Here is a 16,147-nt window from a genome sequence, read left to right as displayed (position 1 = left end):
AAAGCCACCTGCCGGGCCCGGATACTCATCTATTTGATTAGTTTTGGCCCCTGAACCCCGACGTTTGTGATATGCCGCCCCGGCGATTTTTTTCATGGTTGACAGGATGGTTGTTTCTGTGGCTGCCCCTTGCGGTTTCCGGGGAAGGCGCGCCGTTACCGCTCAATGCCGGGAAAATCCGCCGGGCAAAGGAAGCTGAACAGCAGGCGCTCCGTAATAAGGATTCGCTGCAACTTGCCGAGGCGTACTACCTTTATGGAAAGGCGTATACCTTCGCCGGGGACCATACCCTTTCGCACCGTTATTTTCTCCGGGCGCTGGCCATCCTTGAACCACGCGGCGATTCGTATGAACTGGGGCGTTTGTACTGCCGACTTGCCGAATACCCGGTTTATTTGAAAAACAGCCATGAAATGCAGTACGCCCGAATGGCCACCGATGTTTTTAAGCGGATAGGTTCGCTGACGGGACTGACGACTTCCTACAGCCTTCTGGGGCAGGGATATGAGAAAGAGGCCAGGGAAAAAGGCAACAAAGCCTTTGCCGACAGTGCGCTGAGCTATTTCGCGGCAGTGGAAAAAATCGGCATCCGGTTGAAAGATACGGCGGCGATTGCGCAGGCGAACCTGCTGTTTGCCGAGTTTTACGGGAATTCTAACCCGCGCTGTATTCCTTATCTCGAAAAAGCGCTCACTTTATTTTCTGCAAAAGAAAACCGGAGACCGGTGGTCAATACGATGATCATTCTCGGGGATGCCTATTGTGTGGCGGGACAACTCCAGCGGGGCTACGCGCTGCTGATGCGCGCCAAACAGCTTTGCGAGGAAAAGGGAATGGATGACTATCAGTTGGCGCTCACGCTAGACGGCGCCCTGGTGCGGTACTATGAGAAAGCCGGAATGTGGAAAGAAGCATTTGCCTATCACAAAAGACTCTCACTAAATGAAAAAGCCCGTTTTGTCAGAGAGCGGGACGGGGCCTTTCTGAGACTTCAGACCGAATATGAAACGGGAAAGAAGGAGGCGCTTGTAAAAGCGCAGAAACGGGAACTCGGCCTCAACCGGAAGCTGATGAAGGTACAGCGGGACGTGATCGTGTCGGTAGCGATGCTTTTTGTCCTGGCGGTGGGGGTCAGCATTCTCTTTTTCCGGTTATCCCGTAAAAACCACCGCATGAGCGAGAAAAACGGGCAGTTGGTGAAGGAACAGAATCACCGGTTAAAAAATAACCTGCAGATGATCTCAAGCCTGCTGAACCTTCAGGCGCGGGCGTTATCGGATACGGATGCCAGGAAAGCCGTGCAGGAAAGCCGCTTGCGCGTACAGTCTATGGCGATTATCCAGCGGGCACTTTATGACAATACCCGCCCGGAGCATGTGGATCTGTCGGTATTTATCCCGGAGCTGACCGAAGGGGTTTTGTTTGCCTGCGGGTACGCGGATGCCCGGCAGGTATACGAGGTAGCGCCTGTGTTACTGGATGCCGACCGGATTACCTCCCTGGGATTCCTGCTGACGGAGCTGGTTATGAATGCCTGTAAGTATGCCTTCCCGGATAACCCGGAACCTGTGCTGACGGTAAATTGCCTGGAAACGGAGGGGATGATCCGCTTTACGGTTGCAGACAACGGCCCCGGTTTTGAGGGCCTGAAAGCCGGCCGGGAAACCGGCTCTTTCGGGATGCGGCTTGTGGAATTGCAGGTAAACCAGCTTTACGGGACCCATCGTTTTACCCGCGATAAGGGTACTGTGTTTACCCTTGAGTTCAAAAAATAACGGCGCGAATGGAGCCCATCAAAATACTTATTATTGAAGATAACCTCATGACCGCGGCCGATATCCGGGGATACATGGAGGATGCGGGGCATACGGTGACGGGCGTTGCGCGCAACCAGAAAGAAGCGGTACGGTTGGTAAAAAACGACCCGCCGGACCTGTTGATCGCCGATATTACGCTGGGGGAAGTCGAAGACGGGGGGATAAAGGCCGTAAAGGAAATCCTTGATCAGCACTGGGCGCCAGTTATTTACCTGACTGCGCGTACGGATGACGAGATGGTTAACAAGGGGGCGGAAACGGCGCCGTCAGCCTATCTGTTTAAACCGTTCAGGGCCGAAGAGCTGGCCATACAGGTGCGGCTTGCCTATGAGAATTTTACCGGCAGACCTGAACCCTCACGAGGGGAAACAATAGGGGAAGACAGTTTTTATTTCCCTTTCAAAACCGGGCATTTGCGTGTAAAAACCGATGAAATCCTTTTTCTGAAGGCGCTTGGGTATTGCACGGAGCTACACCTTGTCCGGCAGAAGGCGCCGCAGGTGATCGGGACAAACCTCGGGAAGCTGGAAAGATATTTTACAAAGCCCAATTTTATTCGTTTGTCCAAATCGTTGTTTATTAACCTCGATCACCTGAGACAAATTGAACGGGACTGCATTTATATGGGTGATGACCGCGTGGAAGTGAAAATTTCGGAGGCTAACCGCAGGGGACTAATGAAAAAGCTGCAGATTGTCCGTACCAGAAAGTCGCCCGGCGCCAGCTAGCGGTGGGTAGGCCGTGTTTGGTTACCAATCCCTTACAAGGCTTTCATCGTCCAGCTATGAATTGTTACGCCCGCACCGCCCAGGCGCACATTTTTAAGGACGTTCGGGAGTCCACCGGGAAGAACGGGCTGCTCGGTCGGATCCGACTTGAATACCAGCGGTTTTGCCGCTTCATCTATAAACAGCTGAAGCTCGTATTCGAAGCGGCCCGATACCTGGCGTTGCCTCACGACTGTTTTAATCCGGTGCTTCTTCCCGTCAAATAAATCGACGTCTTTCTCTCCATCGAAGAAAAGACCGTCCAGTTCATACGAGAATTGGTACAAATCAACACCAATCCGAAATCCCAGGTCGTTCTGTGAATCGAAATCGCCTCCCAGTCGTATGCCCGCATTCGGCGCATATTCATCGGTAAGGGTGAAGCTGTATTCAGATTCAAAGCCGTTTTGTATATAGAAATTGTCGCGTAAGGCAATGCTTCCTCCTTCTTCGCCGGGAACCAGGTTCGATCCCGCCACTTTCATTTCGTTCAGGGCAAAATCAGGTGTCAGCCGGCTGAAATCGGCGATTGAGATATGGGTCAGCATTTTCTTGTTCTCGGCGTTGCGGGCTCTGCCTGCGTAACCCGCGTCGCCGGTCAATGCCACATCTTCAATACAGCTTTCCAGCGCCTGCGGGTCGGTAACACCGGCATTTTCGCATACCGTCCTGGCTTTTACCCGCTGCTCGCCTGTAATCGTGATCTGCTTCCTGGGGTATGAGGTGTCGGTGTAGGTAGCAGTGCTGGTGCCGGTGGCGTAAGTAAAGAGAGAATTGGCCTGGGTAATCCGCCAGCCCGGGGCGTACCGTTTGTACAAATCGTCATAGGATTCACCTACTACCTGCCCTCCGGCAGTCATGAGGTCATTTTGGGCGTTTCCGTCGAAATTGCCCTGTAACCCACACAATTTTCCTTTCCGGCCGGGGTTCGGCCATATATAGTAATCGAGGTCGCCAGGGTAGAGCTGGACTTCGACCAGATCGCCGGCCGGCGTTTTTACGGATACCAGCGCGCCTGCCAGGTTGACGCTGCCGCCATCCCGCAGCCTTTCGCCGGTGGCTTTGATGGTCGTGAGCTGGTCGTTGATGTAAATTTTTTTATCCGCGAGCACACTCACTTTGTCGCTGCCGGTGTGGATCGCAATGGCCGTATTGAAGGATGCAACGCCGTCGTTGTTTTTGCTTTTGATCTCCTGCTGGCGTACCTGTACCTCGAACCTGTCACCGGAGACCGTGGACTTGGCGGCAATAAATTCCCCGGTAGCCATAAAGCCGAATTTTTTTCCGTCAAAAGTGGTCAGATGCGGATCGCCGACTCCTTTTCCTACCACCGCCGCTTCTACCTCCGCGGAGCCCTGACCGGGTTGTTCAGGAGTAAATTCCATCACCTGGCCGCGGTGTACAATTCCCAGCTCATTCTCGGCGAAAGCCTGGTAGTAAACCTTCTCCCTGCTCTGGAAGGTAAAGGACATGTCGAAAGGATGGGGGGCCTTCAATCCTCCCGGCATGTCGCTTACATTTTTGATCAGCGACGTTGTGCTGACCATCCTGGACGGATCACTTCCGACGAGGAAACCGAACCGTACGATATTCTCGCTGTTCAGGAAATTGATCCTGCCCTGAAGTGTAGCCGAGGATGCGGTAATGTTTTTCGCCCCTATAGTTTCCACCAGCTCCTCGCAGAACGCGAGGGTACTGCCGTCATATTTTATACAGAATTCGTAGTAGTCCTTGTGAAAGAGGATGCCATTGGCGACGTGGACCGTATTTACCACGGTCCCCACTTTGGAGAAAGCGTCCAGGCGCTTTACTGCTTTACTCACTTTATCGAGGTAAGCCAGCCATTTCTTGTCGATCACGGTTGCTGCCGCCTGTTCGACGTAGCACTTTCCGCTTTGGGACATGAGGTCCTGGACCGTTTCGTTCAGAACCCCCACTACGGTCTTCAGATCCAGATTTCCCGCTTTTGTCAACAGTTTTTTCAGTCCTTCGTCCGCAATCTTCCCCGCCGCTGTCTGGTAGCAGCCTGATTTAAGGAATCTCTGAAAGAACCGGATGTCGGTCATTCCAATCAGTTCCTCCATGGTAAGGGCCAGGGTCTGCAGGGTCGCTGCCGCTGCCAGGTCCTTTGCACGATCGGAAGCAAGGGGATTGGCTACCTTTACCCTGTATTTTCCTGCGGTTTTGAACTCGAAAAATACCTCTTCGGGAAATTGGTTCTGGAAAAACTTATTGCAAAAGGCCGGTACTTCCTTTGTGCCGAAGTTGTCATTGCATTCTCCGAAATTGGTGATGTAGGTGAAGGTATCCGAAAACAAATCTTGTATGGAAGTATTCGCGGTCCGGAGCTGCCCCAGATCCAGCGGCCCGGTATATGGACGGTCGTTTTCATCATAGGTGCGGGCCATGTAGGTAATCCCGGAGCGTTTGTTTTTTAACCCCAGTTTGTTTCCCCCGACAATCCGTTTTTCTATTACATCGTTATCGGAAATCAGCCCGGAAGTACGTAACGTACCTTGTTTCCCGTCTTTAACGCCCAGGCGATGAATGGCATTGAGGGCGCCGAGCAGCTCTTCATTGCCCGGATCAAGCGGAGACTTCCCGGCGCTTACAGCCGTGCTGATCTTTTTTACGAGCTCCGGGTACTTGGGCTGCTTCTGATATTCCACGAGCAGCCTTTTTCTTGTTTCGATGTCCAGTGAAGCCACCACCGGGTTGAGCATCACCATGGCGTCGGCGGTTGAAGCGGCGTCCATGCGGATATTGGTCTGCCCCGGGAATTGTAAGGCCAACAACAGGATATTGCGCTTTGTGTCGCCCAGATAGAGCTGACGGTAAGTATCCAGGTCAGCTTCGGGCATGCTGAACTGGTTATTTTTAAGGTTGAATTCGCCAAAACTTGTTACTACGGTGAGGCCTTCTGCGCTTATGCCGTCCGGGAGTACAATCTGGCCCGTCACGTTCCCCGATGGCACAGGAGGCTTGTCCCGGGCCGGATCGTCTTTTTTACAGGCCAGTGGCAGCAACAGAAACATCATGAAACTGGAAATGGAGATCAGTTTCTTCATTCGCGTAGTCTTGGGGCGCTTAAGGGAAATCGGTGCGTCAGATTAACTTCTGCGCTTTAAATACGCCGTTTTTCAGCGCTTTGGTTTTGGAGGAACTCTTTGTTTTCAGCGTTACGTCGAGCTTACCGGCAATGTTTTCGCCGTCGAAGCTGGTGACTTCGAGGGTTCCTGTAGTGGAGATCCACTCCGGTATGTTGCTCCCCGAGATTTCAGCCTCCGTTTTGTAGGTCACCAGTACTTCTCCTTTCTGCACGGTGTAGGTGGATTTTCCGGGCTGGAAGTCGGGGATAGTAATCGTCAGTGCATCTGCTGTAAGGACTGAAGCCGCTTTCAGGTAAGGCATTTCCATTTCTCTTTTTCCATTCGCTTCCGGGAAATACCTGAACCCGGCCGAAGTCATTTCCGTTTTCTTGCCGTCGATGTCGACCGTCAGGTCCACGCGATCAGCCTGGTCGGTCTTTTTTTCGATCATCTTGTCGCAGGAGGTCACCGAAATGGCAATAAAAAGTAAGAAAAGGTGTCCGAGTGTAGTTAATTTAGATACGCTCATAAATAAAGGTGGTCTTTAAAAATTGCAGATAGCTGGTGTTGTAGAATAGTGATATGGGCTTCGCCCTTTCCGGGTCCGGAGGCTTTGAATTTTAAAGCGTTTATTTCGGCAGTGGGTTTTTTGGACACAGATAACGGCTGCAAAGTAGCGACGCGGTGTTTTACCGTTCAAGCGGTATCCAATGAACCGGGAGGATTTTCTAACCAACCTTGCTTTTTTTCTAATGTGCGGCGGGTCGTTCCAGGAAAGAAGTTTTTTGCGAAAACCCCTTGGGGTAGAGATGACAAATAGATGTTGTCAATAGAAGTCAATGGTAGCCGGAGGCTACCACCCGGACGGTCATCCTGAAGCGGAGCGCAGCGGAGTCGAAGGATCTCCTGTTGCAAGAAAAAAGCCCTCTGAAAGGGATTGGGTGCAGGGACCGCGAGATCCCTCCACTGCGGTCGGGATGACCCTCCGGTTGGAGCGGCTTCAAACCTGTTGTTGTCAATGGTAGCGCATCTGCCGGATGGTCATCCTGAATGGAACGCAGTGGAACTGAAGGATCTCCTGTTGGTAGAAAAAAGTCTTCTGAAAGGGATTGGGTGCAGGGAGCGGGAGATCCCTCCGCTACGGTCGGGATGACCCTCCGGTGGGAGCGCCTTCAAACCTGTTGTTGCCAATGGTAGCGCATCTGCCGGATGGTCATCCTGAAGCGGAGCGCAGCGGAGTCGAAGGATCTCCTGTTGTTATAAAAAGTCCTCTGAAAGGGATTGGGTACCGGGAGCGGGAGATCCCTCCACTGCGGTCGGGATGACCGTCCGGTTGGAGCGGCGCCAAACCTGTTGTTGTCAATGGTAGCGCATCTGCCGGATGGTCATCCTGAATGGAACGCAGTGGAACTGAAGGATCTCCTTGTTTATTGCAAAAGAAGTCTGAAATTTGATATGCGTCTTTTTTTTCCTACCTTAACCATCCGGCTATTTTGCTGAATGCAGCAATCCGATCACACGCTTATGACCGTTTCAAGATTCATATACAGCTTTCTGGCGGTGTCGGCCGCTTTTGTGACCGTACTTACGGCTTGCCAACGAGGCAACTCCGTTGACCCCGACTGCAAGGAGCAGCCCAGGAATGACAGCGGCTGCTACGCGGTTTATGAACCGGTTTGCGGATGTAATGGTAAAACGTATAGCAATGACTGCGAAGCGCTCGCTCATGGAATTGCTTCCTATCGGCAGGGAGCATGCGGCGATTCCAGGTGAGCTGCTCTTCCCTGGCTATTTGCGGTAATCATAAACTTCCTTTAAATGAAGCGCTTTCCGGGCCTGTTCGGAAGGGCGGGGCGTAAAATCGCGCGGTTCATAATAGGTAGCCTTGTCCCAGATTAGGTCTTCCCCGGTCATACGCGGGTCATTTGTCTTTTTCAGGTAGGCCGTAAGCTGCCGGTTAAGCGAGTTCTTTGTTTTGCGGTACCGGCTGTCCTGCGCCAGGTTGACCGTTTGGTCGGGATCGTTCCGCAGGTCGTACAGCTCCTCTGCAGGGCGTTTGTCAAAGGCCATATGGAACAGCGGCGCCACTTTCGGATCGTCCCGGTGTTCCAGCATATACAGTTTCGTCGGCGCGGCGTAATGCAGCATGTGAGCGTCTACATCGCCGAATAGGGGCGGGTCACCTGCCGGCCAGCGGTCGGGTTCCATATTCCGGATAAAAAGAAAATCGTGGGTACGGATCGCCCTTCCGGGATAACCCAGTCCGTGCTGCCGGACAAACGCATGGCGTTCACGGGCCATTACCGTAAAATTCCGTGTTTTGTCAAGTCGCCCGCTCTGCGGGGCACTCAGCAACGGTACCAGGCTCCGGGCAGTATAGGAAACAGGAACGGGAACGCCGGCCAGCTCCAGCAGGGTAGGAGCGACGTCGTTCAGGCTGATGATATCCTCCACGGTACGTCCTGAGCGGACCAGCCCGGCCCAGGAAATAATGAGTGGGACCCGCGTTCCGAAGTCGTAGAGATTGGCCAATCCCCGCGGCATCTGCCAGCCGTTGTCGCTGCAGATAATGATAACGGTATTCTCAAACTCGCCGCTTTTTTTCAACTCTTCCAGCAGGCGCCCGGTTTCCTGGTCGAAGTACTGGATGGCGGCGTAATAATCGCCGATATCTCCTTTGGTCGCCGCTACGTCCGGTAAATAGGAAGGAACCCTGATAGCGGAGGAATCGATGCCCGCGCGTGTCCCTGAGCCGACCTGGTAAGGCCGGTGCGGGTGTTTGCTGCTGAACCAGTAGGTCCAGGGTTTTTTGCCTTCCGTTTTATTGCCGGCCAGGAACGAAGCAAAACTTTTATAGAAATCGCCGCCAGGGTTCCGCTTGCGGCCCGATGCTTCTACATTGCCCGGTCCCCAGCCTTTTCCTTCATAGCCTACGCGGTAACCGGCCTCTTCCAGCAGGTCGGGATAGGTCTTGAATTCCAGGGGCAATGTTCCCCAGAGATTGGCGCCTTCCCCGAGTCGGTATATTTCCTGTCCGGTCAATAGCGCTGCCCGGGCGGGGGTACACGAAGGTGAAGAACAGAACGCATGTGTAAACCTGACGCCGCTTTGCGCGACTTCATCAATATGAGGGGTCCTAACAACAGGGTCCCCGTAGGCGCCCAAATGGTTCCACGACTGGTTATCGGACATGATAATGAGAAAATTGGGGCGTGATTTTTCCTTTTCGCCCCAACCACACGCTGCGAGCACGCTGAACAGAAATACCGGCGACAACAGGATGATTTTCAAGATGGAAAGGCGCTTTCCGGATAATGGCGTGCGAAGGAATGCGTACATGGTGCAGAAGCAGGTTATTTGCGCTAAAAGTAGGATTTGTTTTTTACAGTTAAAAAATAATCTCCTTCACATTTTACGCCCGGGTGCCGGATTTTTTCCAGGATACCACCCTGTATTTTGAATACCGGGATTAAACACCGCAGCTTTCGGATTTTCTACGGCCCGAATGTGCGCTAAATTGCCGGGGAATTAAGCTACCGACATGAAAAACATTGATAAGAGGCTATCGGAACGGAATTGGCGGAACATCGCAAGGGAACTGCATGATCAGGGCTTTGTGGTTGTCCGAAACGTACTCGACAAAGAGGAATGCGATGCGTTGATCGCCGGATACGAGGTGGACGATACCTACCGGAAAACGATTGACATGGAGCGCTATCGTTTCGGTTCAGGCGAATACAAGTACTTCCGGTACCCCCTGCCGCAGCTCATTTCGGACCTGCGCGAGCAGCTATATCCGCGAATTGTACCCGTGGCGAACTTGTGGATGCAGGAACTGGGTATCGACACGGAGTTCCCGGCAACCCATACGGAGATGAAAGCACTCTGCGCGGCGCATGGACAGGAAAAACCGACGGTTCTTATCCTCAAATACGGGGCGGGCGGTTACAATACCCTGCACCAGGACTTGTACGGTGATGTATACTTCCCGATTCAGATGGTTTTTATGCTCGACCAGGCAGACGAAGACTATACCGGGGGAGAGTTTGTAATAACGGAACAAATTCCCCACGCACAATCCAAAGCAAACGTGCTGAAGCCTGACCGAGGTGATCTGGTGATTTTTACTACCAATTTCCGCCCGGTAAAAGGGACGAGGGGTTACTACCGCGTGGTCATGAAACATGGTGTGGCAACGGTACACAGCGGCGGGCGGCATACACTCGGCATTATTTTTCATGACGCCAAATCGTAAGGACATCATACACCATACAGACCTCGGGCAGGACGCAGATGAAAGGAGCAAGGCCGTGCGCGCTTTGATCCGAAAAGGACAAATTACTCTTGGCGGCTATAAAAAAGGAAAGATCTACGGTCTGCTCCACTGTGCCGCCGGCAAACGGATGAAACCGGAAAACCGGGTTTTCTTTCAGGATGAGACGGAGGCATTGGCAAGAGGGTACCGGCCCTGCGGACATTGTTTAAGGGAAAAATACCGGAGCTGGAAAGCTGAAGGACGGTCAAGCCCTTAGCCTGGTGGAGTTAAGGCGGGTGTGATATACCGTAATCCGGCTGCGCGCCTGTGAATCCACTCAAGTAAACTTGATTTTATTCAAGGCGAAAAAGGTCATTTTCATGACTAACCAGTCATGTATTTCTTAGGTGCGTGACCCCGGCAACGAATTCACGAATGAAAATAGCCTATTTGTGAATTCTGTACAACAAAGTTACAGATGGCTGATAATGGAACGCATGGCTTCTATTGAATGGGTATCCAAAGATGAGCCTTCGACAGGCTCAGGCACCATCCGGATGGCGCCGTCCGGCTGGTGCCGTCCGGATGGCGCCTGAGCTCGTCGAAGGCTGCCTACCGGAGGCTGCCATCCAGATGGCGGGTGAGCCCGTCGAACCCCTTTAACACAATCTGCCGGATGTCTGATCCTCAACCAGGTCAAAACCTAAGCGTTGTTTATTTAAATCAAAGCACCAAACGTGCTTCAATGGAATCCGTGGCTTTAAAAACCGGGTAGAAAGGTACACATTGTATTAAACGACAGAAGCGGTTAAGGGAAAACCTTTCTCCCGCCAATTTTATTCACCCGACAGGAAAATTAACGCCGTTCGGGCTTTTACCTACGTTACCTGTTTTTGAAAGATGAAGAACCCGATGCACAGACTGAGAAAAGACCTGTTTGTATTGCTTTTGTTGCTGATGACGGCGCTTGACGGGAAATCGCAAACATTTATCCGAGCCGCGCTTTGCGACAACAGGATTAACCCCACAGGCATAGACACCGGGGATCTTTTCTTTTCCTGGGAAATAGAATCCTCTGCATTTGAAGTGACCCAGTCAGGTTATCAACTGGTAATAGCCTCTTCACCGCAAAAGCTTGGTGCAGGTGTTTATGATATTTTGAATACCGGCAGGGTGAACAGCGGTCAAAGTATTCAGGTCCGCTATAAAGGTCAAATCCTTGCACCCGCCCGAACTTTTTTCTGGAAGGTAAGAATTTGGGACAACAACAAAAAGGCAACTGACTGGAGCCGGGACCAACACTTCACTACGGGGATATTTCAGGAAAAGGAGTGGGAGAACGCCCGGTGGATCGGTTGGGAGGAGCTGCCCGATTCGATGCGTGTGGTACCGTTTGTTCACATGCGCATGAAACCCGGAGACTGCCGTATCATGCCTAATGCCGTGTCCCCGCTGTTGCGGAAAGAATTTGCGGTCAATAAGAAAGTCAAAAATGCACTGCTGTTCATCAGTGGCCTTGGTCACTACGAGGCCAGCCTGAACGGGCAGAGGGTCGGTAAATCGTTCCTGGCGCCGGGCTGGACGAGCTACGACAAGACCGTTCTGTACAATACCTACGACGTTACCCGCCAGGTTCGCCGCGGCGCCAACGCCATCGGGGTGGTCCTTGGAAACGGATTTTACAATATTTCCCAGGAGCGGTATGTAAAGGGTTCCGGCGCCTTCGGGAATCCAAAAATGATCGCGATGTTGAAAATCACGTTTTCCGACGGCAGTACGCAGTATGTGATTTCGGACGAAAGCTGGAAAAAGGCACGCTCACCGATTGTTTTCAATACCATCTACGGGGGTGAGGATTACGATGCGCGACTTGAACAGGAAGGCTGGAACAGCGCGGGATTTAACGACAAAAGCTGGGCGCATGCGCTAGCGGTCAAACCGCCGGGCGGCAGGCTGTTGCCGGAAATTGATGATCCGGTATTGTTCCTGGATTCATTGAGCAGTTTCAAAAAAAGTGTGTTGAAAAACGGCGCGACGGTTTACGATTTCGGTCAGAATATTTCAGGGGTACCCAGGATAAAGGTGAAAGGCAAAGCCGGGCAGGTGATCAGGATTACCCCGGCCGAGTTGGTGGGGCCCGATGGCGATGTTAACCAGGCGGACGAGGTCGCACCGCACTATTATACCTATACCCTGAGGGGGAATGGAGAAGAAACCTGGCAGCCCAGGTTTACGTATTTCGCCGTCCGGTATTTAAAACTGGAAGCTGTGGAGGGCGCGGGCATGCCGGAGATTTTGAGCCTGGAATTACTTCATAACCGGAACGCAGCGCCGTCGAACGGGGCCTTTTCCTGTTCCAACAATCTTTTCAACAGGATCTGGTCGATGATCGACTGGGCGGTAAAGAGCAATCTTCAAAGCTATATTACGGACAATCCTCAGCGCGAAAAGCTGAGCTGGCAGGGGGAACAGAATTTCATGCGGACTGCCATTCATTACAATTACGACGTATACAACCTGTACCGGAGCCTGATTCAGAATATGAAAGATGCACAGCACGATAACGGGCTGGTGCCCGATATTGCGCCGGAATACATCAAATTCAGCGGTCCGTTCGTCGATTCACCCGAGTGGGGATCCACTGCGATTCTCGATACCTGGTTCCTGTATGAAAACTATGGCGATACGGCCATGATCGGCAAAACCTACGACATGATGACGCGCTATGCGGACTTTCTTGGTAGCCGCGCCGAATCGGATTTGCTCAATTACGGCCTGGGAGACTGGCTGGACCTGGGAAATGTAACGCCCAAAGGGCTCACCGCAACCGCCTATTATTTCCATTGCACAGACGCTTTAAGCAAAATGGCGGCCCTGACCGGTAGAAACGAAGACGCCCGGAAGTATGCCGACCGGGCGGAGAGGATCAGGAGGGCCTTCAATAAGAAATTCTTTCATCCCGAAACGAAAATTTATGCCACAGGAAGCCAGACGGCCATGGCCATGCCTTTGAGTATGGGGATCGTCGATGACCAATTCAGGGAAGGGGTGTTGCAGAACCTGGTGAGGAATATTCAGACATTGGATTCAAACCGCCTGACCGCCGGAGACGTAGGCCACAAGTTCCTGGTGAGGGCTTTGTATGAAAACGGGCACCCGGAGACACTTTTTGACATGACCCACCGCGACGACGTACCGGTTATGGCTACCTCCTGAAAAAAGGGGCTACGGCGCTCGTTGAAACCTGGGACGGGAAACTGTCTCAAAACCAGCTTGCCATGGGCCATATCCTGGAATGGTTCCACGGCGGTATCCTGGGGATTGGCCAGATGGAAAACTCGGTAGCTTTCAGGCATATCCGGATTCGCCCCCAGGTGGCTGGAGATCTGACAAGCGCCGATGGAAGTTTTCATTCCCCGTACGGATGGATCCGGAGCAACTGGGTAAAATCGGCTGACGGGTTTACCCTGAAGGTTGAAATTCCGGCAAACAGCAAAGCGTCGGTGTACCTGCCGTTGCGCACTTCCTCAAAAATAACGGTAAATGGAAAAGAGATTGACCACACAGTGTCTGCCGACGGACTTGCTACATTCGACCTGGGTTCGGGGAAGTATGTGATAAAAGTCGGGTAACCGCAGACGGCCGCCGGGCGACGGTCACAGGGAACGTATTGTGGACTTTTAGGGCAGGTATTTCTCAGGATGAATCCGGGCGGTCTCGTACTTACTCACTTCATCGCCAGGCAATAGGCCTGCAAACGGGGCGTTATTATGCAAGTGGGGCCTGCAATGGCCATAGTAACTGCCGCCGGAAGTTATTAAGCTTCCTAGCACGGAAATTGCAGCCTCGCGAAGTTGCGGAAGGTACTGCTGCCGACCGTAACCGGTTAGAACACACAATCGTTAAATAGAATACGTTATGAAAAAATCGAAGGAAAAAACTCCGGAAGCATTTCCCCCTCAAAGTCAGGCCAGGCAGCCGGGTATCACCTCGGAAATGGTGCCTACTCCCGATACCGAGCCCCGCTCTTATCCCCAGGGCAAAAAGCTGCACGAAAAAGTCGCGATTATAACCGGCGGTGACAGCGGGATAGGCAAGGCGGTGGCCCTGTTATTTGCAGAGGAAGGGGCAAAGCTGGTAATCGTTTACTACGACGAGCACGCCGATGCGGAGCAAACTGAAAAAGAAATCCGCGCACGTGGAAGCGATGTCCTGTTAATTTCCGGCGATCTTACGCGGGAGGCTTTCAGCACCGAAATCGTGGATAAAACGCTCGAGAAATTCGGAAAGATCGATATTCTGGTGAACAACGCAGCCGTTCAGTTTCCCCAGGCATCGATAACGGACATTACAAGCGAACAACTGAAACTGACGTTTAGCGTTAATTTTTTCGCACCGTTTTATCTTACACGCGCCGCCTTGCCGCATATGAAGCCGGGCGCTAATATTATCAACACGTCGTCGATAACGGCATTTCGCGGGAGCGACCGCCTGATTGACTACTCGGCTACGAAAGGCGCGCTGATTTCATTTACCCGTTCTTTGTCTTCCTCGCTCGCCGAAAAGGGAATCAGGGTGAATGCCGTTGCCCCCGGGCCCATCTGGACGCCCCTAATACCCGCAAGTTTTGATCCGGCTGAGGTAGCGGAATTCGGAACGGATGTTCCCATGGGGCGCGCCGGCCAGCCGATGGAAGTGGCTACTGCCTTCCTTTTTCTTGCTTCCGGGGACGGAGCTTATTTTACAGGACAAACGCTGCATCCCAATGGTGGCGTTGTGGTGAACACCTAAGCAAAAGATCATGAGAGCTATCTGGACAGGCGCGATCGGCTTCGGCCTCGTCAACATACCTGTCAAAATCTACAGCGCTGTACAGGACATCCGTCCTGATTTCGACCTGCTCGAGCGAAAAACACTCGCCCGTATCCGCTACAAAAGGGTAAATGAGGATACCGGTAAGGAAGTGGACTGGTCCGATATTGTGAAAGGGCACTATCTGAAGGATCGCTACGTCGTCCTGGAAGAAGGCGACTTTGAGGCCGCCAGCCCCGAAAAAACTAAAACGATTAATTTGCAGTCTTTCGTTCGGGAGTCGCAAATCGAAAGTGTCTTCTTCGAGTCGCCCTACTATCTGGCTCCCGTAAAAGGAGGGGAAAGGGCCTATTCGCTCCTTTTTGAGGCGCTCCGGAAAACGAAGATGGCCGGGTTGTCTACCTTTGTGATGCGTAACACAGAAAGCCTTGCGCTGATCCGGGCATACGAGGGACTTCTTTTGCTTAACACCCTGCGTTTCCAGGAGCAAATCAGGCCTGCGGCTGAACTTAAAATAAGTATCGCGCCAGTTTCAAGGCCTGAGATGGAAATGGCGGTCCAATTGGTGAAACGACATAGCGCAAACTTCGATATCCGGAACTACAAAGATGAATACAGCAAGGAGCTGAACAAGCTTATTAAGGAAAAAGCACGCGGGAAGCATCCCACTATTCGTAAGCTGAAAGCAGCCCCGCGCAAGTCTGATGATCTTCTTGAACAGTTGAAGGCCAGTCTGGCCTGATAAACCCTTTGTGTTATGGCACTCAATGAATACCGCAGAAAACGTGACTTCAAAAAAACGCCGGAACCCGATAGCGGTGAGACAAGCGGCGAAGCGCTCCTGTTTGTCGTCCAGAAACACCATGCATCCAGGCTCCACTACGATTTCCGGCTGGAGCTGAACGGTGTGCTCAAAAGCTGGGCGGTGCCCAAAGGGCCCTCTCTTAATCCTGAAGACAAACGCCTGGCTGTAGAGGTAGAAGATCACCCGTTTGATTACAAGGACTTTGAAGGCATAATTCCGGAGGGTAATTATGGCGCCGGAACGGTCATAGTCTGGGATCAGGGAAGCTACGAAGCATTGGAGGGTGGTACTAAAAAAGAAATGGAGAAGCGTCTCTCCGAACAGTGGAAAGACGGCTCGATGAAATTCAGGCTGAAAGGAAAAAAGCTGAAAGGGGAGTTCGCCCTCGTCCGCATGAAGGGGAACGAGGACAATGCCTGGCTGCTTATCAAACACAACGACCGGTTTGCAACCGCGAAGGAGATAATTACCAGGGACAAATCGGTGGTATCCGGTAAAACGCTGGAACAGGTGGCCGGTACGAAGCGGACGCCCGGCAGGATTCGGAAAAGCGATCCGCCCCGAAAAACCGAAAAAAAAAAGATAAGGATAGCCTGACAGGC

General features: G+C 52.4%; 17 protein-coding genes. 14 read left to right on the top strand and 3 right to left on the bottom strand.

Annotated features, from left to right (window positions below; translation table 11 throughout):
• The first annotated feature begins 71 nt into the window (after nt 1-71).
• Nucleotides 72-1,775 carry a histidine kinase dimerization/phosphoacceptor domain -containing protein gene (locus ABD852_RS11600; RefSeq protein WP_345028836.1) on the top strand — a complete coding sequence of 568 codons (1,704 nt, stop codon included), beginning with the start codon at nt 72-74 and terminating at the stop codon, nt 1,773-1,775.
• A gap of 8 nt (nt 1,776-1,783) precedes the next feature.
• Nucleotides 1,784-2,545, top strand: a complete 762-nt coding sequence (locus ABD852_RS11595; RefSeq protein ID WP_345028835.1) for a response regulator transcription factor — start codon at nt 1,784-1,786, stop codon at nt 2,543-2,545.
• A 32-nt stretch (nt 2,546-2,577) separates the two neighbouring features.
• Here ABD852_RS11595 and ABD852_RS11590 read toward each other — a convergent pair whose 3' ends face one another.
• Together ABD852_RS11590 and ABD852_RS11585 are read right to left on the bottom strand one after the other, a co-directional pair.
• A complete protein-coding gene (locus tag ABD852_RS11590) occupies nt 2,578-5,652 on the bottom strand; it encodes a VWD domain-containing protein (RefSeq protein WP_345028834.1) in 3,075 nt (1,024 codons plus the stop codon).
• A gap of 37 nt (nt 5,653-5,689) precedes the next feature.
• Nucleotides 5,690-6,202, bottom strand: a complete 513-nt coding sequence (locus ABD852_RS11585) for a hypothetical protein (RefSeq protein WP_345028833.1) — start codon at nt 6,200-6,202, stop codon at nt 5,690-5,692.
• 310 nt (nt 6,203-6,512) lie between these two features.
• On the opposite strand from ABD852_RS11585, the gene ABD852_RS11580 reads away from it, so the two are divergent.
• The 5 genes from ABD852_RS11580 to ABD852_RS11560 are packed head-to-tail and all read left to right on the top strand — an operon-like array spanning nt 6,513 to nt 7,446.
• A complete protein-coding gene (locus tag ABD852_RS11580; protein WP_345028831.1) occupies nt 6,513-6,698 on the top strand; it encodes a hypothetical protein in 186 nt (61 codons plus the stop codon).
• The gene (locus ABD852_RS11575) at nt 6,692-6,826 is read left to right on the top strand and encodes a hypothetical protein (RefSeq protein WP_345028830.1); all 135 of its coding nucleotides are present in this window, start codon (nt 6,692-6,694) and stop codon (nt 6,824-6,826) included. Before ABD852_RS11580 ends, ABD852_RS11575 begins: the two co-directional genes overlap by 7 nt.
• 37 nt (nt 6,827-6,863) lie before the next feature.
• On the top strand, nt 6,864-6,998 hold the full coding sequence (locus ABD852_RS11570) for a hypothetical protein (protein ID WP_345028829.1): 135 nt from the start codon (nt 6,864-6,866) through the stop codon (nt 6,996-6,998).
• Between the two features lie 37 nt (nt 6,999-7,035).
• The gene (locus ABD852_RS11565; protein ID WP_345028828.1) at nt 7,036-7,173 is read left to right on the top strand and encodes a hypothetical protein; all 138 of its coding nucleotides are present in this window, start codon (nt 7,036-7,038) and stop codon (nt 7,171-7,173) included.
• Nucleotides 7,174-7,197: 24 nt separating this feature from the next.
• A complete protein-coding gene (locus ABD852_RS11560; RefSeq protein ID WP_345028827.1) occupies nt 7,198-7,446 on the top strand; it encodes a Kazal-type serine protease inhibitor domain-containing protein in 249 nt (82 codons plus the stop codon).
• 15 nt (nt 7,447-7,461) lie between these two features.
• Here ABD852_RS11560 and ABD852_RS11555 read toward each other — a convergent pair whose 3' ends face one another.
• Nucleotides 7,462-9,012: a sulfatase-like hydrolase/transferase gene (locus tag ABD852_RS11555; protein ID WP_345028826.1), complete on the bottom strand. Its 1,551-nt coding sequence runs from the start codon at nt 9,010-9,012 to the stop codon at nt 7,462-7,464.
• Between the two features lie 202 nt (nt 9,013-9,214).
• On the opposite strand from ABD852_RS11555, the gene ABD852_RS11550 reads away from it, so the two are divergent.
• From ABD852_RS11550 to ABD852_RS11520, 7 genes are all read left to right on the top strand, one after another.
• The gene (locus ABD852_RS11550; RefSeq protein WP_345028825.1) at nt 9,215-9,928 is read left to right on the top strand and encodes a 2OG-Fe(II) oxygenase; all 714 of its coding nucleotides are present in this window, start codon (nt 9,215-9,217) and stop codon (nt 9,926-9,928) included.
• Complete coding sequence (locus ABD852_RS11545) at nt 9,912-10,205, top strand: Ada metal-binding domain-containing protein (protein ID WP_345028823.1); 294 nt, start codon at nt 9,912-9,914, stop codon at nt 10,203-10,205. Before ABD852_RS11550 ends, ABD852_RS11545 begins: the two co-directional genes overlap by 17 nt.
• Nucleotides 10,206-10,840: 635 nt before the next feature.
• On the top strand, nt 10,841-13,144 hold the full coding sequence (locus tag ABD852_RS11540; protein ID WP_345028820.1) for a family 78 glycoside hydrolase catalytic domain: 2,304 nt from the start codon (nt 10,841-10,843) through the stop codon (nt 13,142-13,144).
• A gap of 62 nt (nt 13,145-13,206) precedes the next feature.
• Nucleotides 13,207-13,560 carry an alpha-L-rhamnosidase C-terminal domain-containing protein gene (locus tag ABD852_RS11535; RefSeq protein ID WP_345028817.1) on the top strand — a complete coding sequence of 118 codons (354 nt, stop codon included), beginning with the start codon at nt 13,207-13,209 and terminating at the stop codon, nt 13,558-13,560.
• Between the two features lie 286 nt (nt 13,561-13,846).
• On the top strand, nt 13,847-14,719 hold the full coding sequence (locus tag ABD852_RS11530) for an SDR family oxidoreductase (RefSeq protein ID WP_345028816.1): 873 nt from the start codon (nt 13,847-13,849) through the stop codon (nt 14,717-14,719).
• Between the two features lie 10 nt (nt 14,720-14,729).
• The gene (ku, locus tag ABD852_RS11525; protein ID WP_345028815.1) at nt 14,730-15,482 is read left to right on the top strand and encodes a non-homologous end joining protein Ku; all 753 of its coding nucleotides are present in this window, start codon (nt 14,730-14,732) and stop codon (nt 15,480-15,482) included.
• Nucleotides 15,483-15,497: 15 nt separating this feature from the next.
• The gene (locus ABD852_RS11520) at nt 15,498-16,142 is read left to right on the top strand and encodes a DNA polymerase ligase N-terminal domain-containing protein (protein ID WP_345028813.1); all 645 of its coding nucleotides are present in this window, start codon (nt 15,498-15,500) and stop codon (nt 16,140-16,142) included.
• Nucleotides 16,143-16,147: the final 5 nt, after the last annotated feature.

Origin of the sequence: Ravibacter arvi (assembly GCF_039540405.1) — a bacterium.
Lineage (GTDB): Bacteria > Bacteroidota > Bacteroidia > Cytophagales > Spirosomataceae > Ravibacter > Ravibacter arvi.
Note: the sequence above shows the minus strand (reverse complement) of the source record. Positions and strands in the feature narration are given on the sequence as shown.

Excerpts from the sequence above, each read along its gene's own strand:
- ABD852_RS11600 (WP_345028836.1), top strand. The coding sequence starts at position 72 with ATGCCGCCCCGGCGATTTTTTTCATGGTTGACAGGATGGTTGTTTCTG.
- ABD852_RS11595 (WP_345028835.1), top strand. The coding sequence starts at position 1,784 with ATGGAGCCCATCAAAATACTTATTATTGAAGATAACCTCATGACCGCG.
- ABD852_RS11590 (WP_345028834.1), bottom strand. The coding sequence starts at position 5,652 with ATGAAGAAACTGATCTCCATTTCCAGTTTCATGATGTTTCTGTTGCTG.
- ABD852_RS11585 (WP_345028833.1), bottom strand. The coding sequence starts at position 6,202 with ATGAGCGTATCTAAATTAACTACACTCGGACACCTTTTCTTACTTTTT.
- ABD852_RS11580 (WP_345028831.1), top strand. The coding sequence starts at position 6,513 with ATGGTAGCCGGAGGCTACCACCCGGACGGTCATCCTGAAGCGGAGCGC.
- ABD852_RS11575 (WP_345028830.1), top strand. The coding sequence starts at position 6,692 with ATGGTAGCGCATCTGCCGGATGGTCATCCTGAATGGAACGCAGTGGAA.
- ABD852_RS11570 (WP_345028829.1), top strand. The coding sequence starts at position 6,864 with ATGGTAGCGCATCTGCCGGATGGTCATCCTGAAGCGGAGCGCAGCGGA.
- ABD852_RS11565 (WP_345028828.1), top strand. The coding sequence starts at position 7,036 with ATGGTAGCGCATCTGCCGGATGGTCATCCTGAATGGAACGCAGTGGAA.
- ABD852_RS11560 (WP_345028827.1), top strand. The coding sequence starts at position 7,198 with ATGACCGTTTCAAGATTCATATACAGCTTTCTGGCGGTGTCGGCCGCT.
- ABD852_RS11555 (WP_345028826.1), bottom strand. The coding sequence starts at position 9,012 with ATGTACGCATTCCTTCGCACGCCATTATCCGGAAAGCGCCTTTCCATC.
- ABD852_RS11550 (WP_345028825.1), top strand. The coding sequence starts at position 9,215 with ATGAAAAACATTGATAAGAGGCTATCGGAACGGAATTGGCGGAACATC.
- ABD852_RS11545 (WP_345028823.1), top strand. The coding sequence starts at position 9,912 with ATGACGCCAAATCGTAAGGACATCATACACCATACAGACCTCGGGCAG.
- ABD852_RS11540 (WP_345028820.1), top strand. The coding sequence starts at position 10,841 with ATGCACAGACTGAGAAAAGACCTGTTTGTATTGCTTTTGTTGCTGATG.
- ABD852_RS11535 (WP_345028817.1), top strand. The coding sequence starts at position 13,207 with ATGGGCCATATCCTGGAATGGTTCCACGGCGGTATCCTGGGGATTGGC.
- ABD852_RS11530 (WP_345028816.1), top strand. The coding sequence starts at position 13,847 with ATGAAAAAATCGAAGGAAAAAACTCCGGAAGCATTTCCCCCTCAAAGT.
- ku (WP_345028815.1), top strand. The coding sequence starts at position 14,730 with ATGAGAGCTATCTGGACAGGCGCGATCGGCTTCGGCCTCGTCAACATA.
- ABD852_RS11520 (WP_345028813.1), top strand. The coding sequence starts at position 15,498 with ATGGCACTCAATGAATACCGCAGAAAACGTGACTTCAAAAAAACGCCG.